Annotated in this window: 26 protein-coding genes; 24 read left to right on the top strand and 2 right to left on the bottom strand. The window is 58.9% G+C overall.

The window, feature by feature from the left end:
• Positions 1-6 precede the first annotated feature (6 nt).
• Complete coding sequence (locus DIT71_RS11060; RefSeq protein ID WP_114613340.1) at positions 7-498, top strand: cell division inhibitor SulA; 492 nt, start codon at positions 7-9, stop codon at positions 496-498.
• 70 nt (positions 499-568) lie between these two features.
• Here DIT71_RS11060 and DIT71_RS11055 read toward each other — a convergent pair whose 3' ends face one another.
• Together DIT71_RS11055 and DIT71_RS11050 are read right to left on the bottom strand one after the other, a co-directional pair.
• Positions 569-829: a hypothetical protein gene (locus DIT71_RS11055; RefSeq protein WP_114613258.1), complete on the bottom strand. Its 261-nt coding sequence runs from the start codon at positions 827-829 to the stop codon at positions 569-571.
• Positions 830-875: 46 nt separating this feature from the next.
• Positions 876-1,352 carry a DUF6586 family protein gene (locus DIT71_RS11050; protein ID WP_114613257.1) on the bottom strand — a complete coding sequence of 159 codons (477 nt, stop codon included), beginning with the start codon at positions 1,350-1,352 and terminating at the stop codon, positions 876-878.
• A 274-nt stretch (positions 1,353-1,626) separates the two neighbouring features.
• Between DIT71_RS11050 and DIT71_RS11045 the strand changes: the two genes are divergently transcribed.
• From DIT71_RS11045 to flhB, 23 genes are all read left to right on the top strand, one after another.
• A complete protein-coding gene (locus DIT71_RS11045) occupies positions 1,627-2,985 on the top strand; it encodes a DUF1329 domain-containing protein (RefSeq protein ID WP_114613256.1) in 1,359 nt (452 codons plus the stop codon).
• 74 nt (positions 2,986-3,059) lie between these two features.
• A complete protein-coding gene (locus tag DIT71_RS11040) occupies positions 3,060-3,386 on the top strand; it encodes an SOS cell division inhibitor (RefSeq protein WP_114613255.1) in 327 nt (108 codons plus the stop codon).
• A 71-nt stretch (positions 3,387-3,457) separates the two neighbouring features.
• Positions 3,458-4,909 (top strand): sigma-54 dependent transcriptional regulator, encoded by a 1,452-nt coding sequence (locus DIT71_RS11035; RefSeq protein WP_114613254.1) that lies wholly within the window; start codon positions 3,458-3,460, stop codon positions 4,907-4,909.
• A 216-nt stretch (positions 4,910-5,125) separates the two neighbouring features.
• Entirely contained in the window at positions 5,126-6,415 is a 1,290-nt protein-coding gene (locus DIT71_RS11030) for a sensor histidine kinase (RefSeq protein WP_199491000.1), read from the top strand.
• Between the two features lie 12 nt (positions 6,416-6,427).
• Positions 6,428-7,882, top strand: a complete 1,455-nt coding sequence (locus DIT71_RS11025; RefSeq protein WP_114613253.1) for a sigma-54-dependent transcriptional regulator — start codon at positions 6,428-6,430, stop codon at positions 7,880-7,882.
• Positions 7,883-8,102: 220 nt separating this feature from the next.
• Entirely contained in the window at positions 8,103-8,471 is a 369-nt protein-coding gene (fliE, locus tag DIT71_RS11020; RefSeq protein WP_114613252.1) for a flagellar hook-basal body complex protein FliE, read from the top strand.
• 15 nt (positions 8,472-8,486) lie between these two features.
• Entirely contained in the window at positions 8,487-10,187 is a 1,701-nt protein-coding gene (fliF, locus tag DIT71_RS11015; RefSeq protein WP_114613251.1) for a flagellar basal-body MS-ring/collar protein FliF, read from the top strand.
• On the top strand, positions 10,180-11,220 hold the full coding sequence (gene fliG, locus DIT71_RS11010) for a flagellar motor switch protein FliG (protein ID WP_114613250.1): 1,041 nt from the start codon (positions 10,180-10,182) through the stop codon (positions 11,218-11,220). Before fliF ends, fliG begins: the two co-directional genes overlap by 8 nt.
• Entirely contained in the window at positions 11,220-12,095 is an 876-nt protein-coding gene (locus DIT71_RS11005; RefSeq protein WP_114613249.1) for a flagellar assembly protein FliH, read from the top strand. The genes fliG and DIT71_RS11005 overlap by 1 nt, the downstream gene beginning before the upstream one ends.
• On the top strand, positions 12,076-13,458 hold the full coding sequence (gene fliI / locus DIT71_RS11000) for a flagellar protein export ATPase FliI (protein ID WP_114613248.1): 1,383 nt from the start codon (positions 12,076-12,078) through the stop codon (positions 13,456-13,458). Before DIT71_RS11005 ends, fliI begins: the two co-directional genes overlap by 20 nt.
• Positions 13,458-13,898 carry a flagellar export protein FliJ gene (gene fliJ / locus DIT71_RS10995; protein ID WP_114613247.1) on the top strand — a complete coding sequence of 147 codons (441 nt, stop codon included), beginning with the start codon at positions 13,458-13,460 and terminating at the stop codon, positions 13,896-13,898. Before fliI ends, fliJ begins: the two co-directional genes overlap by 1 nt.
• 124 nt (positions 13,899-14,022) lie before the next feature.
• A complete protein-coding gene (locus DIT71_RS10990; protein WP_114613246.1) occupies positions 14,023-14,328 on the top strand; it encodes an STAS domain-containing protein in 306 nt (101 codons plus the stop codon).
• A gap of 32 nt (positions 14,329-14,360) precedes the next feature.
• The gene (locus DIT71_RS10985; RefSeq protein ID WP_199490999.1) at positions 14,361-16,106 is read left to right on the top strand and encodes an ATP-binding SpoIIE family protein phosphatase; all 1,746 of its coding nucleotides are present in this window, start codon (positions 14,361-14,363) and stop codon (positions 16,104-16,106) included.
• Between the two features lie 14 nt (positions 16,107-16,120).
• Positions 16,121-16,465: an Hpt domain-containing protein gene (locus tag DIT71_RS10980; protein ID WP_114613245.1), complete on the top strand. Its 345-nt coding sequence runs from the start codon at positions 16,121-16,123 to the stop codon at positions 16,463-16,465.
• 84 nt (positions 16,466-16,549) lie between these two features.
• Entirely contained in the window at positions 16,550-17,719 is a 1,170-nt protein-coding gene (locus DIT71_RS10975) for a flagellar hook-length control protein FliK (protein ID WP_114613244.1), read from the top strand.
• Positions 17,720-17,874: 155 nt separating this feature from the next.
• A complete protein-coding gene (locus tag DIT71_RS10970) occupies positions 17,875-18,381 on the top strand; it encodes a flagellar basal body-associated FliL family protein (protein ID WP_114613243.1) in 507 nt (168 codons plus the stop codon).
• A gap of 57 nt (positions 18,382-18,438) precedes the next feature.
• Complete coding sequence (gene fliM / locus DIT71_RS10965) at positions 18,439-19,440, top strand: flagellar motor switch protein FliM (RefSeq protein ID WP_114613242.1); 1,002 nt, start codon at positions 18,439-18,441, stop codon at positions 19,438-19,440.
• Positions 19,433-19,951 carry a flagellar motor switch protein FliN gene (fliN, locus tag DIT71_RS10960; protein WP_114613241.1) on the top strand — a complete coding sequence of 173 codons (519 nt, stop codon included), beginning with the start codon at positions 19,433-19,435 and terminating at the stop codon, positions 19,949-19,951. The genes fliM and fliN overlap by 8 nt, the downstream gene beginning before the upstream one ends.
• Position 19,952: 1 nt before the next feature.
• Positions 19,953-20,432, top strand: a complete 480-nt coding sequence (gene fliO / locus DIT71_RS10955; protein ID WP_114613240.1) for a flagellar biosynthetic protein FliO — start codon at positions 19,953-19,955, stop codon at positions 20,430-20,432.
• 1 nt (position 20,433) lies between these two features.
• A complete protein-coding gene (gene fliP, locus DIT71_RS10950) occupies positions 20,434-21,198 on the top strand; it encodes a flagellar type III secretion system pore protein FliP (protein WP_114613239.1) in 765 nt (254 codons plus the stop codon).
• A gap of 12 nt (positions 21,199-21,210) precedes the next feature.
• Complete coding sequence (fliQ, locus tag DIT71_RS10945; RefSeq protein ID WP_114613238.1) at positions 21,211-21,480, top strand: flagellar biosynthesis protein FliQ; 270 nt, start codon at positions 21,211-21,213, stop codon at positions 21,478-21,480.
• Positions 21,481-21,486: 6 nt separating this feature from the next.
• Positions 21,487-22,269, top strand: a complete 783-nt coding sequence (fliR, locus tag DIT71_RS10940; RefSeq protein WP_114613237.1) for a flagellar biosynthetic protein FliR — start codon at positions 21,487-21,489, stop codon at positions 22,267-22,269.
• Between the two features lie 48 nt (positions 22,270-22,317).
• Positions 22,318-23,454 carry a flagellar biosynthesis protein FlhB gene (flhB, locus tag DIT71_RS10935; protein WP_114613236.1) on the top strand — a complete coding sequence of 379 codons (1,137 nt, stop codon included), beginning with the start codon at positions 22,318-22,320 and terminating at the stop codon, positions 23,452-23,454.
• Positions 23,455-23,475 lie beyond the last annotated feature (21 nt).

The raw sequence follows: 23,475 nt of genomic DNA, 5'->3' as shown, positions 1-23,475 counted from the left end.
CTTATCATGGAACAACTCAGCTTTAATCAGAACCTGGCATACGCTCACGGGGGCAGCAGATTCGTCGGCCCGGAGGCTGCCGGATTAAGCAGCCATGATGAGGCGGACAAAACGCCGACCACCCGGATGCGTCCGGCACCCTCGACAGGCAATGTAACCGAAATCATCCTGCCTGAAGGGCAGGTGGAAAATTTCCAGTTGCTGCTGCCGATGTTGACCCAGCTGAATCAGGAAAAGCGCTGGCTGGCCTGGATCGATCCACCCCAGAGCCTGGTCAGTAAGTGGCAGACCATGCGGGGGATAGTCGCGGGTGAATTGCTGGTTTTGCGGTCCACCGCGGACTATCCGGCTCGCCAGCTGGCCGAGCGGGCGCTGAGTGCGGGCACCTGTCATGCGGTGGTGATGTGGACAAACAGGCTTGGGCGTGAAGCGCGAACGTCGCTGGAGCAGGCCTCAGCCCTGGGCAACAGCCACGGTGTGGTGCTGCGCCAGCGCTGATGGCTGCAAAACGCCCATATCTGTAAAATGTCCAGACGAGTGGAATTACGGGGTTCGTGAAGGGCCCGGATCAGTGAAGAGTATAGGAAGGCCGGCTTTGATGGGCGTCTGGTTCTTCCTCTTCCCAGTCAATGTCGTGGCTCACATCTCCAGCGGCCTCTATGCCGGCGGCAATCATGGCTTTGGCCACGTTCATGTCCCGGTCCTGCATCATTTCTCTGGCTTCGTCCGAGAACGATATTTTTACCAGTGGCGCACTGTCATCGTCGATTCGGCGAAGTGCGTAATCGCCATTGCTCAGTTGTACAATCTCAAAAAAAGAGGGTGACATTCAGTTAGCCTTTCAGTTCGTTCCCTGGTGTCGGTACGCCGTGGTATTAACACTCGCTATGGCGTTCCTCAAGGGTATCGGTAAAGTGTTTCATCGCGCTCAGGGTTCGCTCGAGTGCCTCTGCCGACCGGTCCGGTCCGGGATCCGCAGAGACCGCGATCACGTTCTCATCACTCACGGTTTTCTTGGCCACCGGCGGGTTCCCCTGATGCCGCTCCAGTTGCTCAAGATGGTTCCACCAGCTCTGGCCCTCACTGGCCAGCCGGCTAAGCTGTGCTATCTCCGGAAGGTCCTCCCCGAGCAGGTCCGTCAAAGCAGTCAGGTTTTCGGGTTGGTCCTGCTTTTGCTGGTACATCCTGGCGATCATCACCAGAATCAGCTTCCTCGCCCTTAAGGCAAGTTCAATCGCTCCCTGGCTTAGCGCTTCACGCACGGGCCGATGATCGCTCTCATCCAGTTGGCCCAGCAGGGTTCTGGCAAGAAAGATCTTCTGGGAAACCAGTGAATGCCATGGTGACGCCATTGAGGTACCTGTCGGCGGAGTCTATGTCGCGCGATGAATTAATCGACAATTATAACATTTCCGGATGTAAATTTCTTCCCTCCCCTTGAGCGGTGAGTCACTGACAAGAAACTACAAAGATTTGCTTGAAACGGTCGTTTGAATTTGGCAAAAAGGCGCAGCATTTTGGGTGACATCTGATCGCTTGGCTGTTGATGCCCGTTGACCGGGGATCGTAATGGCCAGGCATCCGGATCAGTTTCCGTGGAGGTGGTTTCAGTGGAGAGGGAAGGGAATGCGTAGCCATTGGGTCGCAGGTTTTGCAGTGGCAGTGCTCGGATTTTCAGCTGGCGTGTGTGCGAAGGTCAGTGAGGCCGAGGCCGAACGGTTGGGCAATGAGCTTACCCCAATAGGGGCGGAGCGGGCGGGTAACAGCTCCGGCACCATTCCGGCGTGGACCGGTGGGCTGGAAACGCCGCCGGCTGACTGGGGCCCGGGACAGATCGAGGTGAATCCCTTTCCGGAAGATGAACCCTTGTTCGTGATAACGGCTGACAACCTGGATCTTTATCGTGACAGGCTGACGGACGGGCACATCCGGATGCTGAAGCAGTATGGTCCGGAATTTGTGATGCCCGTTTACCAGACGCGCCGCACAGCAGCTTTCCCGCAGGATGTTTATGAAGAGTCCCGCGATAATGCCCTCAGTGCCGAGCTTCTGAGCAACGGTAATGGCGTGAGGGACGCTATCATGACCAGCCCCTTCCCGATTCCGGAGAATGGCCTCCAGGTGATCTGGAACCATATCCTGCGTTACCGGGGGGAGGAGCTTTCGTTCCGCAGTTCATCCGCGACTCCTCAGGTGAACGGGTCCTACAACCAGGTTGTGAACGAGTACGACTATTTCTTTGCGTACAGCCGCAGGGGTGCCGATCTTGCAGATATTGACAACAAGATCTTTTACCTGAAAACCGACACCATAGCGCCTTCCAACCTGGCGGGCACCATCACTCTGGTTCACGAGACTCTCGACCAGATCCGTTCGCCGCGGCTGGCCTGGCGCTATGATTCCGGTACGCGACGCCTGCGCAGATCCCCCAACCTGGCCTATGAAACGGATCTGCCCAATTCTTCATCGCTCAGATCTGTTGATCAGAAAGACATGTACAACGGTGCGCCGAACCAGTATGACTGGGAGCTGAATGGTAAACGTGAAATGTATGTGCCCTATAATGCCTACAAGCTTCACGATGAAGAGGTTGAACCTGACGACGTTATCCGGCCGCAACACATCAATCAGCAACTTGCCCGCTACGAGCTGCATCGGGTATGGGTTGTAGAGGCGCGGCTGCGTACCGGCATCAGCCACATCTATTCCCGCAGAGTGTTCTACGTGGACGAGGACAGCTGGCAGATTCTGGCCAGTGAGGAATACGACAGTGCCGGCGAGCTCTGGCGCGTATCCGAGGCGCACAACATCAGCTATTACGGTGAGCCTGTATTCTGGACTACCATGGAGATGACGTACGATCTCAAAGCGCAGCGTTACTATATCGATGGGCTGGATGATGGTTTCCAGGCCTACGACTTCAGTCCCGGTTTCCGTGGCAACGAGTTTTCGGCGTCTGCAGCCCGCAGGGCGGCCAGGCGCTGACGTCAGCCATTGCCGGGGCTGGCTATGATCCCCGGCCATTGCCCGGGCTATTCTACGAGAACGGAGATGCACTCATGTCGGTGCCAGAGCAACTCAGAGCAGTGGATACCCTGGTAGAGCGTCTGAAGACAGCCCTTGCAGAAAAGAACTGGGAAGAGCTGTCGCGACTCAACGAAAAGGTCAAACCGACCATCGAGCCGGTGATGACGGCTCTGGAGGCCGGGGAGCTGAGGCCGGAACCAGTCCGGGAGAGGTTGGCAACCCTGCAGACTTTTTGCGACCGTGCCAATATTTCGGCAAAAGAGGCCAAGGCTGAAGCCCAGCAGGCGCTCAAGGGGGTCAACCAGAACCGGAGCGCTGCCAAGGCCTACCAGAATGTCTCCTCGAATCCTCCCAAATAGCGTCATAAAATTGACTCGGGCACTCTTTCAGTCTTAAATACCGCACAAATCCCCGCAAGAGATTCGTTTGGATGTTGAAGAATAACAAGGTTCTGGTGCTCAGCGAGGACGAGTCAAGACAGCGTGATATTGCCACAATACTCGAGTTTATTGGCGAGGAAGACATCCTCTTCGGTGAGCAAGCGCGCTCGCTGCTTGCCAGTGGCGATCCTGATGTTCTGGACGAAGTCTCCGTGGTCGTCATTAATGGTGAGGACGACGGTATCCAGAAAACCGTGTCTTCGGTGTGTGAGGCCGGCAAGGGCATGCCCGTTCTGATGGTGGGAAATCCCGACCTGAAGGGTTTGCCCGAGGACCATGCCGGCCGGGTGATTGCCCGCCTGGAGTGGCCCCTGAATTACACCAAATTCGTGGACTCGCTTTACCGTGCCCAGATTTACCGTTCCCAGTTTGCCCGCTCCCGGGAGCGCGGCCAGCAGCGTGGGTTGCAGCTTTTCCGTAGTCTCGTGGGTACCAGCCGCAAGGTCCAGTTTGTTCGCCAGCTGATGGAGCAGGTGGCTGACAAGGATGTGAGCGTGCTGATTACCGGTGAGTCAGGTACCGGCAAGGAGGTGGTCGCCCGCAATCTGCATTACCACTCTGCCAGGCGTGACAAACCGTTCGTTCCGGTCAACTGCGGCGCCATTCCCGCGGAGTTGCTGGAAAGCGAGCTGTTCGGGCATGAGAAAGGTGCCTTTACCGGGGCCATTACCGCTCGTGTCGGGCGCTTTGAACTGGCCGAGGGCGGAACGCTGTTCCTCGATGAGATCGGCGATATGCCCCTGAGCATGCAGGTGAAGATACTGCGGGTATTGCAGGAGCGCACCTACGAGCGGGTTGGCAGTAATCGTACCCAGTCCGCCAATGTGCGGGTGATTGCGGCAACCCACAAAGTTCTGGAAGACATGATTGAAAGCGGTGATTTCCGGGAAGACCTCTACTACCGCCTGAATGTGTTCCCCATCGAGATGCCGTCCCTGCGGGAAAGGGTCGAAGATATTCCCCTGCTGATCAATGAACTGATTTCCCGCATGGAGAAAGAAAAACGCGGCTCACTGCGACTGAACTCCGCAGCGATCATGAGCCTGTGTCGCCACGACTGGCCCGGTAATGTCCGGGAGTTGGCCAACCTGGTGGAACGCCTGGCGATCATGCATCCCTACGGGGTCATCGGGGTGCAGGAGTTGCCCAAAAAGTTCCGCTATGTGGACGACTATGATGAAAACCGCCCGGTCGAGGATTCCGGGATGCCGTCGAACATTCCCGGGCTCATCGGCCTGGACGCGCCGGCCCTGTTACCGGTCAATGGTATTGACCTTAAGGACTATCTCTCCAACCTTGAGAGGCAGCTGATCCAGCAGGCGCTGGACGAGGCCGGAGGTGTGGTGGCCCGGGCCGCGGAGAAGCTGCGGATCCGGCGGACCACGCTGGTGGAGAAGGTCAGGAAGTACGGACTCCGGGATGAAGAGTCCGAGGAAAGCTGAACGTCCCGGCTTTTCCAAATGGCGTCAAAGGTTTGTAACCTTCGGCGCCATTGTTGTTTGTGGGTGACGTAAACCCGTCATCTGTCTTTTTAATAATTTCCCTTCCCTTTGAAATATAAACAAAATTTAAAGTTGGCACAGTGCTGGCTAGAGTACGCCCAAACGATCCATCCGATTGGTACGGGCCGGTGTTTGGTCCGGTCAGAGGGCGAGTTTATGAGTCAGTTGCAATTTGTTGGTCTGTCGTCGGCGAAGGAGCTTCCAGCGGACAGGGAGTCTTCGGCCAATGCGGCAGCGGATGTCAATGATAAGGTAACAGCGTTGTTCCCTGAGCAGAGCGATGAGGCAGTAGGTACAGCGCTGGATCTGTTCAACCAGATGTCGCGGCAGATTACTGACTCCTATCGCACTCTGGAGTCCCGTGTTAACCAGTTGTCCGGCGAACTTTCGGCGGAGTCACGGCAGCGTCAGGCGGAACTTGAGCAGAAAGAAGAGCTGGCGGACCGGCTGTCTACGCTGCTTCATGCGCTTCCGGCCGGGGTTGTGGTGCTCGACAGTCAGGGTGTGGTCACCCAGACCAATCCTGCGGCGATTACGCTGCTGGGAGAACCTCTGGGCGGCGAACGCTGGGTGGATGTCATTCGCCGCTGTTTCGCGCCGCGCCGGGACGACGGCCACGAAGTGTCCCTGAAGGATGGCCGCCGCGTCAGCATCGAAATCCGCACCATGGAGAACCAGCCGGGGCAGTTGATCCTGCTGACGGATCTGACCGAGACCCGTCACCTCCAGGCTCAGCTTGCCCATGCCCAGCGTCTGTCGGCCATGGGCAAGATGGTAGCCTCCCTGGCTCACCAGATTCGCACGCCGCTGTCGGCTGCCATTCTCTATGGCGGTCACCTCAGCCAGGAGGATCTCGATGAAGAGATGCGACAGCGTTGCGCTTCCCGATTAATGTCGCGTCTGACGCACCTGGAGCAGCAGGTTCGCGACATGCTGATTTTCGCCCGAGGCGAAACCCGGTTGGCGGAGGAGTTGTCTGCCGGGGTGCTGGTTCAGGCATTCACATCCGCTCTGGACGGGCTGAAACTCCCGCCGGGCGTTACCGTCGAGTTGGACAACGACGCGGACAGGGAGTCGCTGATGTGCAACCGCGACGCCCTGGTTGGCGCCTGCACCAATCTGGTGAACAACAGTGTGGAGGCCGGCGCAACGAAGGTGACGGTTGCCATCGGTTCACTCGACGGCGAGCTCGTGGTTCGGGTAAAGGATAACGGCCCCGGGTTTTCACCGGAACAGGCCAGTCAGCTGCTGGAGGCCTTCTATACCACCAAATCCCACGGCACGGGCCTCGGGCTGGCGGTTGTCCAGGCGGTGGTAAAGGCACATCAGGGCCGGTTCACGATTGAAGCGCCCTCAGGTGACGGGGCCGTTGCGACCATTTCGCTGCCATTGTTGCGTTCGCGGTCGGCCGCTGGCCGGCATTCGCAGGCACCCAGCAAACACTGACCGGAGGCAATCATGGCCAAGGCCCAAATTCTGATAGTTGAAGACGACCACGATCTGCGAGAGGCGCTGGTGACAACGCTGGAGCTGGCAAAGTTCCGCGTTCGTGAGGCTGCCAACGCACAACAGGCCCTGGCGCAGTTGGCCGAGTCGCCGGTGGATATGGTGATCAGCGATGTGAACATGCCCGGCATGTCCGGCCACGAGCTGTTGGGTGAGGTGCAGCGGCTGTATCCGGGGCTGCCGACGATGCTGATTACCGCCTACGGTCAGATCAGCCATGCGGTTTCCGCCATGCAGGCGGGCGCCACTGACTATCTGGTCAAACCGTTTGAGCCGGCGGTACTGGTGGATGCCGTTACCAAGGTGGTGGGCGGAGGCCGCCAGAAAAGTGGCGATCAGCCGGTGGCAGAGGATCCCATCAGCAAGCGTATGTTCCAGCTGGCGGCCAAAGTGGCCGGCAGTGACTCAACGGTGATGATTTCCGGAGAGAGTGGCACCGGTAAAGAAGTGTTGGCGCGCTATATCCACCAGCAATCCCCACGTTCCGAACAGCCTTTCGTGGCCATCAACTGCGCGGCAATTCCCGAGAATATGCTGGAGGCTATCCTGTTTGGCCATGAAAAGGGGGCCTTCACCGGAGCCGTGGCAACCTCTCCCGGCAAGTTCGAGCAGGCCAATGGTGGCACTATTCTGCTGGACGAGATCTCGGAAATGGATCTTGGCCTGCAGTCGAAGCTGCTGCGGGTACTGCAGGAGCGTGAGGTTGAGCGGGTCGGTGGTCGCAAGACCATCACCCTGGACGTCCGGGTTATTGCCACCACCAACCGGGATCTGTCCGATTATGTGCGCGAAGGCAAATTCCGCGAAGATCTGTACTACCGGCTGACCGTGTTTCCCATGCACTGGCAGCCACTGCGCGAGCGCAGCCTGGACATTATGCCGCTGGCCAGTGCCCTGCTGAAGAATCACTGTCGCAAGATGAAGCTGACCGGTGTGACCTTCGCGCCCGACGCCAGAACGACACTTATGGCCCATCAATGGCCGGGTAATGTCCGCGAGCTGGACAATGCGATCCAGCGGGCGTTGGTGCTGCACCAGGGTAACGTGATCCACTCCGGCGACCTTTGCCTGGAGCTGGGGATCACCGGGCGTATGGACAGCAGTTCGGCGTCCATTACTGCGCAAAACGCTGCGCCGCAAGTCTCTACGGAAGCCGGTGCACTGGCGCCCGAGGAAACTGCCGAAGAACCTGAAGCGCACGGTCTTGAGGATCTGTCTCCAACCTCGCTTGGTGATGAGGTCAGGCAGCGGGAGTTCCGGATTATTATCCAGGCGCTGAAAAAGGAACGTGGCCGTCGTAATCGGGCTGCCGAGCAATTGGGCATAAGCCCACGCACACTCAGGTACAAGCTGGCCCAGATGCGGGAGGCGGGCATTGATCTGGACGCCGAGCTGGCCACCGTCTGAACCCGCGCAATACTCCTCCAATCGGCACCTTCGGGTGCCGTTTTGCTTGGGGTCGTCAAAAGACTGTCGCAGGTTCTGCTTTGCGCTCCTGAAATTTCATTAACCTAATGAAAAACAAGCAATAAATTATATTGGCCTGTGGTTTGCTTCCACCCCTGGAAAGACATATCCAGTTCAATGGGTTGCCCACTGCCAAGAGGGCGAGCCGGGAGAGTGAATCATGGTCCAGCGCGCTGACATCAACAGTGTTCTTTCTGAAATCCGCAACATGCGCTCGCAGATTATGGAAAATCAGCGGGTAGAGCAGGATAACAACATCCGTGGCCGGATGGATGGGCCCTCCCGGGTACAGGAAACCTCCGACGCCCCGAAATTCAGTGACATGCTCAGCCAGGCCGTGGGGTCCGTCAACGAGTTGCAGCAGTCGTCCAGTGATCTCAAGACCGCTTACGACATGGGTGACCCCAACGTGGACATTACCCGGGTGATGATCGCGTCAGAAAAATCATCCATTTCCTTTGAGGCACTCACCCAGGTTCGCAACCGGGTTGTGAAAGCTTACGAAGACATCATGAACATGCCGGTTTAATAGCGGAGCGGATCCATGGCCAGTTTACCTGCCGAAACTTCATCCTCGAATATGCCCGCACCGCGGGATGATGACACCGGCGAAAGCCGTAGTGATCTGATATTCGGGTTTAATCGGCTGAACCTGCTGCGGCAGGTGGGTCTGATGGTCGGGCTCGCGGCCAGCGTGGCACTTGGCGTTGCCGTGGTTCTGTGGGCCCAGGAGCCCAATTACCAGCCGGTGGTGGGCGATATGTCCGGCTACAACCCCCAGGACGTCACCACCATTCTCGAGGCCAACGGCATTGACTACCGCATGGAACCGCGTACCGGGGCCTTGTTGGTGCCTTCCGATGAGGTCTATAACGCCCGCCTGAAGCTGGCGGCCGAGGGCGTGACCGACGAGCAGACCATGGGCTATGAGATCCTGGATCAGGACCGCGGTCTGGGTACCTCCCAGTTTATGGAAACGATCAGCTTCCGCCGCGGCCTGGAGGGGGAACTGGCCCGAACTATTGGCAGTATGCGCACGGTTCGCGCGGCGCGGGTTCACCTGGCCATTCCCGAGCGCTCGGTGTTCGTTCGCGATGCGCGCACACCAACCGCATCGGTCTTTCTGGAGGTAGTGGCGGGCCGTCGCCTGGAGCAGGAACAGATTGCCTCGATCATAAACCTGGTTGCCGGCAGCATCCCTGAAATGAGCAAGGACAATGTCACCGTGGTTGACCAGAGTGGCAACCTGCTGACTGGCCGCGAGGACAAGGGCGACAGCCGCCAGATGGAGGACCAGTTTGACTACACCGCCCGTGTCGAAGACCGGCTCACGCGGCGAGTGGTATCGCTGGTCAGGCCGGTTGTCGGCGATGGTCGGTTCCGTGCCGAGGTGACAGCGGACCTCGATTTCTCCTCGGTGGAACAGGCGGAGGAGCTCTTCAATCCCGATCAGCAGGCGGTGCGCAGTGAGCGCCAGATGTCTGAGCGTCGTGCCGGCGGGGCCGCGGGTGGTATTCCTGGTGCCCTGGCCAATCAGCCTCCGGCCGAGGCGACCGTGCCGGAACAGGCCAACGGTGGCGAGGAGGGTGAAGGCCAGGCACCTCCGGTAAACGTGCGCGAAGAGTCTACCCGTAACTACGAAATGGACCGGACTGTCAGCTATGTCCGCCAGGAGCTTGGCCGGGTAAAGCGCCTGTCCGTGGCGTTGGCGGTGGATGACATGAAGGTGGTTGACCCCCAGACCGGGGAGATCAGTTATGAGCCCTGGCCAGAGCAGGAATTGCAGCGGCTTACCATGCTGGTCCGTGACGCCGTGGGTTACTCCGCCGCCAGAGGTGACAGTGTCACGGTCATGAACACTGCGTTTGCAGCCCAAGAGCAGGTCGAGTTTGAAGCGCCCGGCTTCTGGGAGCAACCCTGGTTCTGGGATCTGATGAAGCAGGTGCTGGCCGGGCTGGTGATATTGGTGCTGGTGCTGGGTCTGCTGCGTCCGACGTTGAAAAGCCTGTCCGGTGGCGGTCGCAGCGAACGCCGGGAGGAGTCCGACGACGCCGGTTATGAGGGACTTGACGGCGTTGAGGGGGGTGAGGCCCTGCGTGAAGCCATGCATTCCCAGGATGATCTGCTTTTGCCCGGTGCAACAGACAGTTATGATAGGCAGCTAAATGCATTGAAAGGCCTGATTGCGGAAGATCCCGCGCGGGTCTCCCAGGTAATGCGCCAGTGGGTGAATGTTGATGACTGATGAAAATAGCCGCCAGCCAGAGGCGCCGCAAAAGCCCCAGCGGAAAATACCGCGGGTGGAGCAGGCGGCGATCCTGCTGATGTCGCTTGGCGAGAATGATGCGGCCGAAGTGCTCAAGCATATGGGCCCGAAAGAGGTGCAGCGGGTCGGCGTGGCCATGGCCCAGATGAAAGACGTCAGCAAGGACGATGTTACCTACGTGCTCAACCAGTTCGTTGAGGCGGTCGGTGGCCAGACCGGCCTGGGGGTGGGCAACGATGATTATATCCGCACCATGCTCACCCAGGCCCTGGGTGATGATAAGGCCTCCAGCCTGATCGACCGGATTCTCATTGGCGGCAACACTACCGGCCTGGACACCCTGAAGTGGATGGAACCCCGTGCCGTGGGTGACATCATCCGCTATGAGCACCCGCAGATTCAGGCCATTGTTATCTCCTACCTGGACCCCGACCAGGCTGCCGAGATTCTGGGCACGCTGGATGACAAGGTGCGCCTGGACGTGATGATGCGGGTCGCATCCCTGGAAAGCATCCAGCCCCAGGCCCTGCAGGAACTCAACGATATCCTTGAGAAACAGTTCTCGGGGGGCTCTGCGGCGCAGACCAGCCGCATTGGCGGGGTCAAGCGAGCCGCGGATATCATGAACTTCATGGACCGCAATATCGAAGGTGGGCTGATGGACTCCATCAAGGATATGGATCCGGATCTGGCCTCCACCATCGAGGACCTGATGTTTGTCTTCGATAACCTGAAAGACATTGAAGACCGTGGCATTCAGGCCCTGTTGCGGGAAGTTTCCTCGGAAGTGCTGGTGGTGGCTCTCAAGGGCGCGGATGAAGGTGTCCAGGAGAAAATCTTCAAGAATATGTCGAAAAGGGCGGCGGAACTGTTGCAGGACGACCTCGAAGCGAAGGGGCCGGTGCGGGTCAGTGAAGTTGAATCCGCCCAGAAGGACATTATTACCATTGCCCGTCGTATGGCTGAAGCCGGCGAAATCACCCTCGGCGGTGCTGGCGAAGAAATGATGTAATGAAAGACTCCCGTCGCAACCTCGATCGCATTCCCAAGGAAAATCTCACCGCCTATGAGCGCTGGGAACTTCCGTTGCTGGATGCCCGGGGCAATGAGGTGGTTCAGGAAGAGGAGCGTGAGGTAAAACCCCTGACCGCTGCGGACATTGACGAAATCCGCCAGGCTGCCCACGAAGACGGCCATGCAGAAGGCCGGGACGCGGGATACCAGGCCGGTTTCAATGAGGGTCACGAAGCCGGGCATCAGGAAGGTTATAAGGCGGGTCTGGAAGAAGGCCGCGAGCAGGGGACTGAACAGGGGCTGGCGGACACCCGCAAAGAAGTGGACGCCAAGCTGGACCGGTTGGAACATTTGCTGGGCGAATTGCTGGTTCCGATCCAGCGCCACGAAGACGAAGTGGAAATCGCCCTGGTTAACCTGACCACGGTGCTTGCCCGTGCCGTGGTGTTCCGGGAATTGTCTCTGGACTCGTCCCATATCGCTGAGGTTGTCCGGCGTGCCATGGCGTCGTTGCCGTCCACCACAGAAAACGTACGCATTCATATCCACCCCGATGACTATCAATGGGTCAGCGAGATTGCCGCGAAGTTCGAGGCAGCCACTGCCATTGTGGAGGATGCGTCGGTTCTGCGGGGTGGCTGCAAGCTGGAAACCCGCCACAGCCTTGTGGATTTCACCGTGGAAAAGCGCTTCCAGAAGGCCGTTCAGGGCATGCTGGACAAGCAGCTGGATACCGAAACAGTCGCTGAAGGCGAAGAAATGGATGCCATGATGAGCGATCTCACCGATTTCCAGCACGGCGTTCTGGATTCCGACGAGAACAGGGTCAAGGGCGAGCGCGAGGGAGAGGACAATGACGGCGCATCTGGCTGAACGCCTTGCACGGTTACAGTCCTGTTTCAGCGAAGAGCCACAACCGGAGCTGTCCGGCCGCCTGACCCGGATGGTCGGTCTTACCCTTGAGTGTGTAGGTTGCCCCATGGTGGTGGGGGACCGCTGCGTGATTACCGGTCAGGGTGCCGGTACTGTGGAAGCGGAAGTGGTGGGTTTCGAGGACGACCGGGTCTATCTCATGCCCCTGACCGCCATTGAAGGACTGCGTCCCGGCGCCAGGGTGGTGCCGTTATCGGCAGCCAGCCGGGTACCGGTGGGACCGGAACTGCTGGGGCGGGTGGTGAATGGCAATGGCGAGCCGCTAGATGGCAAAGGCCCCTTGCAGGCGGAGAAGCGGGTTTCTCTCAGTGGGGATATTATCAACCCGCTGGACCGGGCGCCGGTTCGTAAGTCCATGGATGTGGGCATCCGGGCGATCAACGCCCTGCTGACGGTGGGTCAGGGGCAGCGCCTGGGGCTTTTCGCCGGCAGCGGTGTTGGCAAAAGTGTGTTGCTGGGCATGATGACCCGCTTTACCGATGCCGATATAACCGTGGTGGGGCTGATCGGGGAGCGGGGCCGCGAAGTAAAAGAGTTTATTGAAGACATCCTCGGCGACGAGGGCCTGGACCGCTCGGTGGTGGTGGCTTCGCCCGCGGACGACTCCCCCCTGATGCGCCTGCGTGCCGCCATGTTGACCACCCGTATTGCGGAATACTACCGGGATCAGGGCAAGCGGGTCCTTTTATTGATGGATTCGCTGACCCGTTACGCCCAGGCCCAGCGTGAGATTGCGCTAGCCGTGGGCGAGCCACCTGCAACCAAGGGCTATCCGCCATCGGTGTTTGCCAAGTTGCCGCAACTGGTGGAGAGAACCGGCAACGGCCGCCCCGGCGGCGGCTCGATAACCGCCTTCTATACCGTGCTGACGGAGGGCGATGATCAGCAGGATCCCATTGCCGATGCCGCCAGGGCCATCCTGGATGGTCACATTGTGCTGTCCCGGCGGCTGGCGGAAGAGGGACACTATCCCGCCATTGATGTCGAGGCGTCCATCAGCCGGGTCATGCCCCAGGTCACGCAGCCGGAGCACTTCGCCCGCGCCCAGCGCTTCAAGCAGGTCTATTCCAGGTATCAGCAGGCGCGGGACCTGATTAGCGTTGGCGCCTATGTAAAAGGCTCGGACCCGGAGACCGATTTTGCCATTGCCCATATCGCCAACATGGGGCAGTTCCTGCAACAGGGGTTGAACGAAAGCGCACCCCTGGAGGAAAGTATTCAGCAGCTGCTGGCGGTGGTGCCGGAAAGACGCTCGCCGGATCGTGCCAAAACGCCGCCCTCTGTGGCCCGGGGGAATAACTGATGTTGCGATCACAGCGGCTTGCCGTGGTACTGAGTCTCGAAGAGCGCAAGGAAAAGGCAGCCCTTGAAAAAATGACCGAGGCCCGGCGGCACCATGAGGCCCAGCGCCAGCAGATCGAGAACCTGGAGCGCTATCAGCGGGAATACCGGGACCAGATACGTGCCAGCCAGCAGGGTGTGGTATCGGTGGCCCGGCTGCAGGGCTGGCAGGCGTTTATTGCTCAGTTGGATCAGGTGATTGGTCAGCAGCAAAAACTGCTTGTGCAGGCGGAAGACCGGCTTCAGGCCTGCCGCGAAGAGTGGCAGCGAGCCTGGGAACGGCGCCGGGGCATGGAAAAGTACATTGCAACCTGTCGGCAACAGGAGCAGCGGCAGCAGGACCTGAGGGAGCAAAAGCAGAGTGACGAGGCAGCGGGGCGAAATTTTGCACGACGGCGTTAAAGATACTCATGAAATGCGTATTATGGGTGCAGAATCGGTGTGGTGAGCTATGCTTTAATAGAGGATGCCCCCGAGGCTTACGTTGTTCCCAGTTACCACACCCGTACTTCATGGAGGCTCCGGAATGCCGATTCATGCGCATCGCAGTGAGGACGGTCAGACCCTGACCATAAAAATTGAAGGGCGCTTCGACTTCAGTACCCATCAGGCCTTTCGTGATGCTTACGAGCACGGCGATGAAAACGTAACGGCCTTCGTGGTAGACCTTTCCGAGACCACCTATCTCGACAGTTCGGCGCTGGGTATGTTGTTGCTGCTCAGAGATTACGCGGGTGGTGACAGCGCGAAAATCCGCATCGAAAACTGCAACAATGACGTGCGCCGCATATTATCCATCTCCAATTTCGAGCAGCTGTTCGCGATTCGCTGAATCATGATGTCGCAGGCTTGCGGGGGTTTCTTGTGGATGGTGCACTCTCAGACAACCGGCCACTGAAGATTCTGATCGCAGACGATAGTGACAGTGACCGCCTGATTCTCAAGACCCTTCTCCATCGCCTTGGTCATGAGGTAGAGGACGCCGGCAATGGTGAGGAGGCTGTCAATCTGTTCCGCCGGTCGGGCGCCGATATTGTATTGCTGGATGCGTTGATGCCGGTGATGGACGGAATGGAAGCCGCTTATCACATCAAGGCGCTGGCGGGGGAGCGGCTGGTACCGCTTATTTTCATGACCTCCCTGTCTGATGCGGACGCGCTGGCCCGCTGCCTGGAAGCCGGCGGTGACGATTTTCTGACCAAGCCCTATAACCGCGTCATCATTGAAGCCAAGATCAACGCCTTCAACCGCATGCGGCTGATGCACCGCACCCTGAGTCAGCATCGCGACCTTATTCGCGACCGCAACCGCCAGCTTCTGGAGGAGCAGGCGGTGGCCAAGCGGGTATTTGACAATGTGGCCCATACCGGTTGCCTGAACGCACCGAATATCCGCTACCACGCCTCGCCCCTGTCCATATTCAACGGTGACGTGTTGTTCGCGTGTCCGCGCCCGGCGGGCGGAATGCAGATACTGGTTGGCGATTTCACCGGCCATGGGTTGCCCGCCGCCATCGGTGCCATGCCGGTGGCAGAAATCTTCTACGGTATGACCAGTAAAGGCTTCAGTGGCAGCGACGTGCTCAGGGAACTCAATCAGAAGCTGGGCCGGATCCTGCCCACCGGAATGTTCTGTTGCGCAGCGATGATCCAGGCCGATTTTCATCTCAATCAGTTACAGATATGGAACGGAGGACTGCCGGACGGCGTCCTCGTAAAGAGGGACGGAACCTTCGAGACTATCCCGTCCCGGCATCTGCCGCTGGGTGTGCTGGGTAGCGGGCGCTTCGAGGCGGGCATGGAGGTATTGCGCACCGACCCCGGAGATACCCTGTTGATGATGACCGATGGCGTGCTGGAAGCCGAGAATCAATATGGCCAGATGTATGGTGAGGAGCGCCTGAAGCGCTCACTCGCCGGCATCGGCACGACCGGTTCCGCGTTTGAGGCGGTGATGGCAGGGATTCATGAATTCACCGGCAAACAGCCGGAACAGGATGATGTCACCCTGCTGTCGCTGGAGATGGTGGAGGAGTCTGCGCTGGAGGGGATGTCTGACGGGGTGGCGCAGTCGGCACTCGAAGGTCCGGCGGAATGGCACTGTGTTTATGAAATCAAGGATCGTTCCCTGGGGCAGTTCAGCCCGCTGCCATTGCTGCTTCATATCTGTATGGAAGTGCCGGGTTTGCGTCGCAAGAGCGGCGAGATCTATACACTGTTAGCGGAGCTGTACACCAATGCCCTGGAGCATGGTGTACTGGGGCTTTCGTCGGACTGGAAGGCAACGCCGGAGGGCTTTGGCCGTTATTATGCCGAGCGGGAGCGGCGGCTGCAGTCAGTCGCGGAGCACTTTATCCGGTTCAGCCTGACCCATACCATGACTGAGCGGGGCGGACAACTAACCATTGTGTGCGAAGACAGCGGCAGCGGATTCGATTACCTTGATCCATCTACTGTCGCCAGCGACGGTGGTTATTCCGGGCGTGGGCTGATGCTGTTGCGGAAGCTGGGGCATTCCCTCCTTTTCCGCGACAAGGGCACCCGTGCCGAGGTTGTATATGATTGGCAGTTTTCCGAGGTTGCTGCCCGCGAGGGCGGTACCAACACATAAACAGGGGGTTGGTCATGACGGACAAGCCACACCTTGATCAAGAAGCACTGACCGAGTTGCAGGATGTGATGGAGGATGAATTCGACATCCTGATCAACACCTACATCAAGGATTCCGCGGATCGTATCGCTCACCTGCGTTCGGCCCTGGCGCAGGAGGACGCGGACCGGTTTTCCAGATCCGCGCACAGCTTCAAGGGCAGTTGCATCAATATTGGCGCGCCCCGGTTGGGTGAACTCTGCTCCGAAGCCGAGCAGGCCGGGCGTAGCAATCGCCTGGGGGAGGCCGCTGCCATGGTCGAAGCCATTGAGAGCGAATTCCGGCAGGTAGAAAAAACCCTCCGACGATTTCTGGAATAGCAGCAGAGTGGCACTGCTTTTGCTGATCAACAGAGTAACGCATACAGATGCACCCTGATCAGCAAAAAGCGGCAAGAGGTTGCCATGTCCCAAATGGTTCTTCCCCAGACATCCCCGCAGGGCCCGCCGTCCGACAAGGGCGTAAAGTCCGGGTCCGGCGCCGGTGAAAAAAGCGGTGACAGTCATTTTGACACTGTTTCCCGTGCCGAGCAGCAGCGATTCGACAACAGGCATGCCGAAAAGCGCGACCAGGCGCGCGCTGATGAAAGCGCTCGTAACGAACAGGCACGCCAGGCAGAAAACAAAGACCGGCGCCCAGATGAGCCCGGCCAGGACTCCACGGTTACCGAAGCCTCCGGTAAAAGCGAGGACAAAGGCGAGGGCGCAGAAGACGCAATTTCCCAGCAAAACATGAACGAGACGCTACCGGAGGAGGTCATTCCCCTGACCTTTGCCGGTCTTCAGTCCCTGTTAGCGCCCGCCGGGAGTGGCACCAAACCCTTGAATACAGGCAACAGCAGCGGCCAGGTGGGTGGTAGCGGCGTAATGCCGGGGATGCAGGCATTTGCCGGAATCATGTCGGGACTACCAGGTGCCGCCGGAGTCAAACCCGGCCAGGTGGCCGGGCAGAGTGGCGGGCCCGGGTTGGCGCTGACCGAAGCACTGATGTCTGGTGTCGCTGACTCCAGCCGTACCCAGGAGACACCGTCGGTTCAGGGGGCCATCCGCTTTCAGGCAGCGGCAGAGCTGGCCAGTCAGCAGGCGGCCAGCCCCAATAGCCCCAGGCTTCCAGCCGAAGCCGCCGCGTTGCGGGGATACAGTACCTCCATCGATGTGCCCGTCAATCATGCGGAGTGGGGCGACAAGCTGGTCGGCAAACTGACCTGGCTGACAGCGCGCAATATGTCGGTCGCCGAAATCCATCTGACGCCTCCGGACATGGGTCCGATGGAAGTGCGGGTCCAGGTTCAGCAGGAACAGGCCAATATAACCGTGCATTCGGCCAATCCCGCTGTCCGGGATCAGCTGGAACTTCACAGTCACCGCCTCAGGGATATGTTGAGCGAGCAGGGACTGTCTCTTGAGCAGTTTGATGTGTCGGACTCTCCGCAGCAGCAGACCGGGGAAGAGGGCGAGGGTGAAGCCGGCGGAAACGGCGCTGGCGCCCTGGCAGGCAACGATCAGGAGGATCAGGACCCGTCACTTGCCGCTCTCGATCTGACCTGGAAAGGCGAAGTGGATATCTTCGCCTGAACGAATTTCCTTTCCCTGCACATTCTTCTTTTGCCCATCCTCCGCAGCAACGCTAGACTGCTGGTCCGATAAGGAGGATGGGACGTTTTGGCCCACCCTTTGCTTGTACTCTTGTATCACCTGTCTTGTTGACGGATTTCTGACAGAAGCACGTTATGGCTGAAGATAATGCGCCGGCGGCGCCGGCAAAGAAAGGCAAACTCAAGCTTATCATACTGTTGATAGCGGTCGTTGTTCTGGCGATCGGGCTCTCCGTGGTCGGCACCCTGTGGTTCCTCGGTGGCGGTATCCCCGGTATCACCGGTGGCGATGCCGACGCGGCTACAGAGCAGGCCGAAGTGTTCGTTCCCAGCACCTATACGGTGCTGGAGAAAGCGCTGGTTACAACGGTACAGGCCCCGGGGCGCCAGCGTTACGCCCAGGCCTATCTTGCTTTTGAGGCTGACGACCCCCAGGCGTTGGCCGCTGCCAGCCAGCACATGCCATTGCTGCGCAGCCGGCTGATCAGTGTGCTCGGGGACAGAAGCTTTGAAGACTTGCAGACACCGGAAGGCCGGCAGACGCTGGCGGATGATATGCTGGCGGCCGTCAACAGCGCGCTCGAACAGGAGGGAGAGCCCCCCTTGCTGAGAGTGCTGTTCAGGAACTTTGTCGTTCAATAGCTGCAACAGAAAGCGCAATACAGCCCGGCCAGGGCAGATACAGGGGCAGGAAAACGTATGCAGGACTTACTGTCACAGGACGAAATCGACGCGCTTCTCCACGGTGTGGACGACGGCGATATTGATACGTACGACGAAGCCGACGAGGCCGGTATCAAGTCCTATGATCTCGCCAGCCAGGACCGTATTGTCCGTGGCCGGATGCCCACACTCGAGATGATCAACGAGCGTTTTGCCCGCTATACCCGCATCAGCCTCTTCAACCTGTTGCGCCGCAATGCCGACGTGTCCACCGGTGGCGTGCAGATCATGAAGTTCGGGGAGTACATTCATACCCTCTATGTACCCACCAGCCTGAATCTTTGCAAGGTGCGCCCCCTGCGGGGGACGTCCCTCTTTGTGCTGGACGCCAAGCTGGTATTCAAACTGGTGGATAATTTCTTTGGCGGCGAGGGCCGACACGCCAAGATCGAGGGCCGCGAATTCACACCGACGGAAACCCGCATCGTGCAGATGGTGCTGGACCAGGTTTTCCATGACATGCGGGAAGCCTGGCATGCGGTGCTGAAAGTGGATTTCGAGTACCTCAGCTCCGAGGTAAATCCGGCCATGGCCAACATCGTCAGCCCCAGTGAAGTGGTGGTGGTCAGCACCTTCCACATTGAACTGGATGGCGGCGGCGGAGAGCTGCACATGGCGCTGCCGTACTCGATGATCGAGCCGATCCGGGATGTGCTGGACGCGGGTGTCCAGAGTGATATTGATGATGTCGACGAGCGCTGGGTCAGCGCGCTCCAGGAGGACATCAAGGAAGTCAACGTGCCCATCAATACCACGGTGTGCAGGCGCCGCATTTCCCTGCGCGAGATCGCCAAGCTGAAAGAAGGTGACATTATCCCGGTGGAAATTCCCGAGCTACTGACCCTGACGGCCAACGGTATCCCCATCTACAAAGCCACGATGGGCACCCGCGATGGCAAGCTGGCACTGAGAATTCATGAGCGGGCCACCGTGCCCAAGGTGAAAAAGCAACTGAAGGTGGGACGCAGCAATGGCTGATGACGACAAGAAAGACGGGCGGGAACTCAGCGAAGACGAGAAACTCGCTGCCGAGTGGGAATCGGCCATGGAAGAGTCCGGCGATGCCGACGACGATGGCCGCGAGGATGAATGGGCGGCTGCCATGGCGGAAGCCGGTGAAACCGATGACGGCGATGAGCCCGGTGGCGGCAGCAGGGACAATGTCCGTGCCGCGCCCATGGAGGAATTTCCGGAAGGATCGAACTTCAGTCAGGGCAGCGGCCCGGCGCCGGATCTGGACGTTATTCTCGATATTCCGGTCACTATTTCCATGGAAGTGGGCAACACCCAGATTCCGATTCGCAACCTGCTGCAGCTGAACCAGGGCTCGGTGATTGAACTGGACCGCCTGGCGGGGGAACCGCTGGACGTGCTGGTCAACGGCACCTTGATTGCCCATGGTGAGGTGGTGATGGTCAACGAAAAGTTCGGCATTCGCCTGACGGACGTGATCAGCCCCGGCGAACGCATCAAGCGGTTGCAGAAGTAGTATGGCCCTGTTCTGTCGCACGTTTGGCCGCAACCGCCTCGCCATCCTGTTGCTGCCGCTGCTGCTACCGGCCTTGGCGACAGCCCAGGAGCAGGAGGCCCCCGCTGAGGACGTCACATCCGCGCCCGATACCCTGGTCACTATGCTGACCCTGGGTGTCGGCCTGCTGGCGGTGCTCGCGCTTATCTTCGGGTGTGCCTGGATCGTGCGGCGCATGGGCGGCATGACCGGGGGTAACAGCCGCGCCATCAAGGTGGTTTCGGTGATGGCCATGGGAACACGGGAGCGGGTAGCGCTGATCGAAGTGGGTGGTACCCAGATCCTGGTGGGGGTCACGCCCTCCACAATCCGCACACTCCATGTATTCGACGAGCCCGTGGTCAGCGACGGCGAGCCGGTGTCCGGTGATTTCGCCCGCAAACTTCAGGGCATGATTGGTAAATCCTGGGGCTCAGGGCCCTCATCGAAGGACGGTTCCTGACATGCTGGCACGTGTTCCCGGGCGCGTTGTCGCGCTGCTGGCACTGGTATGTCTTGGCACCTGGGCGCCAGCCTCACTGGCGGATATTCCGGGCATCCCGGCCTTTACCGTAACCCCCGGCGAAGAAGAGGGCGTCGAGGAATATTCGGTATCCCTGCAGATTCTGGCGCTGATGACCGCGCTGACCTTTCTGCCTGCGATGCTGATGATGATGACCTCGTTTACCCGCATCATCGTGGTGTTTGCCATACTGCGCCAGGCCCTTGGCCTGCAGTCCACGCCCTCCAACCAGATCCTTCTTGGCCTGACGCTCTTCCTCACCATTTTCATCATGAAGCCGGTTCTTGAGGAAGTGAACGAAGTGGCACTCCAGCCCTACATGCAGGAGGAGCTGTCTTCGCTGGAAGCGGTGGAACAGGCCAGCCAGCCGTTCCGGGATTTCATGCTGGCCCAGACCCGGGAAAGCGACCTGGGACTGTTCATGCGCATTGCCGATGAGCAGTACGATTCCGCCGAGGATGTCTCTTTCTGGGTGCTGTTGCCGGCCTTTGTGACCAGCGAACTGAAAACCGCCTTCCAGATCGGTTTCATTCTGTTCATTCCGTTTCTCATCATCGACATGGTGGTCGCCAGCGTGCTGATGGCCATGGGTATGATGATGCTGTCGCCGATCATCATCTCGTTGCCATTCAAAATCATGCTGTTTGTGCTGGTAGACGGCTGGGCCCTGATCATGGGCACCCTTGCCGCCAGTTACGGAATATAGGGGAGCGCACTCATGACGCCTTCAACCGTTATCGATATCCTGCGCGAAGCCCTGTGGATGATCGTGCTGCTATCAAGCCTGATTATCGGCCCCGGCCTGGTTATTGGCCTGGTGGTCAGTACCTTCCAGGCCGCCACCCAGATCAACGAACAGACCCTCAGCTTTCTGCCCCGATTGCTGATCACCCTGATCACCATTATCGTCATGGGCCCCTGGATGCTGACCCAGCTTCTCGATCACGCGGAACGGCTGATCAGCAGCATTCCCTACCTCATCGGCTGACCGGGTATGCCCACGGAAATATCCGTCGACCTGATTAACCAGTGGATTGGGCAACACCTGTGGCCACTGTTCCGCCTGGCCAGTTTCATGATGGTCATCCCGTTCATCGGCACCCAGCTGGTTCCTGCGCGGGTGCGCCTGGGGCTGGCATTGCTGATTACCATTCTGGTGGTACCGATGATTCCCCCGGTACCCCAGGTAGACGCCTTCAGTGCAGACGCGGTGATAATCACCCTCCAGCAGATTCTGATTGGCGTCGGCATGGGCTTTGCCCTTACCGCACTGTTCCAGTTGTTCGTGGTAGCCGGACAGATGATCGCCATGCAGATGGGCCTCGGCTTCGCCTCCATGGTAGACCCCGCCAACGGTATTAACGTACCGGTGCTGGCACAGATCTACACCATCACCATCACCTTGCTTTACCTGGCCATGAACGGCCATCTCGTAGCCTTTGAAGTGTTCATAGAAAGCTTCCGCACCCTGCCCATCGGCCTTGAAGGCCTGGGACAGTCGGGCGTCTGGCAACTGGCTCACCGCATCAGCTGGATCTTCGTGTCTGCATTGCTGCTGGCACTGCCGGCGGTCACCGCCGTATTCATCGTCAACATCTCCTTCGGCGTCATGACCCGCGCCGCACCCCAGATGAATATTTTTGCCCTTGGCTTCCCGATTGGCCTGATTTTTGGATTATTTGCCATATGGGTGCTGCACGCCAATTTTCTGCCGCACTTCGAGCAGTACACCAGGGAAACGTTCGAATTCATGCGAAACCTGCAGGGCCAGCCGTAATCACCAACCGATACTCCAAAGCAGAAGCCAAAGCAAAGACAGCAAAACATGGCCGAAGAAAACGACAACAGTCAGGAAAAAACCGAAGAGGCCACCCCCCGAAGGCTTGAAAAAGCCAAGGAGGATGGCCAGACCGCGCGCTCGAAAGAACTGGCCACCATGGCGGTTCTGATAGCCGGCGCCGGGGGCCTGTTGGTGTTTGGGGCCTCCATGGGCGCCTCCATGGAAAGCATCATGCGGGACAGCTTCGTGATAGAGCGCTCTGCCATTTTCGATACCCGGCACATGAGCGTACAGCTGATAGCGTCGGCAAAAGAAGCCGCCTGGTCTCTCGCACCGATCATGATCCTGCTGCTCATTGCCGCCATCGCCGGTTCCATTGGAATCGGCGGGCTGCTGGTCAGTGGCAAGGCCATTGCGCCCAAGCTGAATCGCATGGACCCTTTCAAGGGTCTGAAGCGCATGTTCTCGGCGCGCTCATTGATTGAACTGGTCAAAGCTCTCCTCAAAGTCGGCCTGGTCATGGCTGTGGCCATCCTGATTCTCAACCTGCGCACCGACGACCTGCTCAGTATCTCTGAAGAATCTGCCAGGTCAGCCATGGAGCACGTGGTCTGGACCCTGGGCTGGAGCTTCTTCATCCTCGCCTGCGCCACCATCATTATCGCCGCGATCGACGTGCCGTTTCAGATCTTTGATCACCAGAAAAAACTGCGCATGACCATGCAGGAAGTGAAAGACGAGTATAAGGACACCGAAGGCAAACCCGAGGTCAAAGGCAAGATCCGCCAGCTGCAACGGGAAATGGCCCAGCGCCGCATGATGCAGGATGTGCCCGGTGCGGATGTGGTGATCACCAACCCGACCCATTACGCGGTGGCGTTGAAGTACGACCAGAAGAAGATGGCGGCTCCAATTGTGGTGGCGAAGGGCTCTGACGAGACCGCCTTCAAGATCATGGAGATTGCCCGGGAGCACAAGATGGATATCCTCCGCACGCCACCTCTGACCCGCGCGGTCTATCACAATACCGAGGTTGGTGGAGAGATTCCGGATGGCCTGTATATGGCCATTGCGCAGGTTCTGGCCTATGTGTTCCAACTTCGCCAGTTCCGCAAGGGGCGGGGTCAGAAGCCCCATATTCCGGATTTTCCGATACCGTCAGATTTGCGGCAGGATGTTTAACTGGGTGGTTGCCTGCCCGCA

It is taken from the genome of Marinobacter vulgaris, from assembly GCF_003344045.1.
GTDB classification, from domain to species: domain Bacteria; phylum Pseudomonadota; class Gammaproteobacteria; order Pseudomonadales; family Oleiphilaceae; genus Marinobacter; species Marinobacter vulgaris.
The sequence above is the reverse complement of the archived record's forward strand: the minus strand, read 5'-3'. Positions and strand labels throughout refer to the sequence as shown.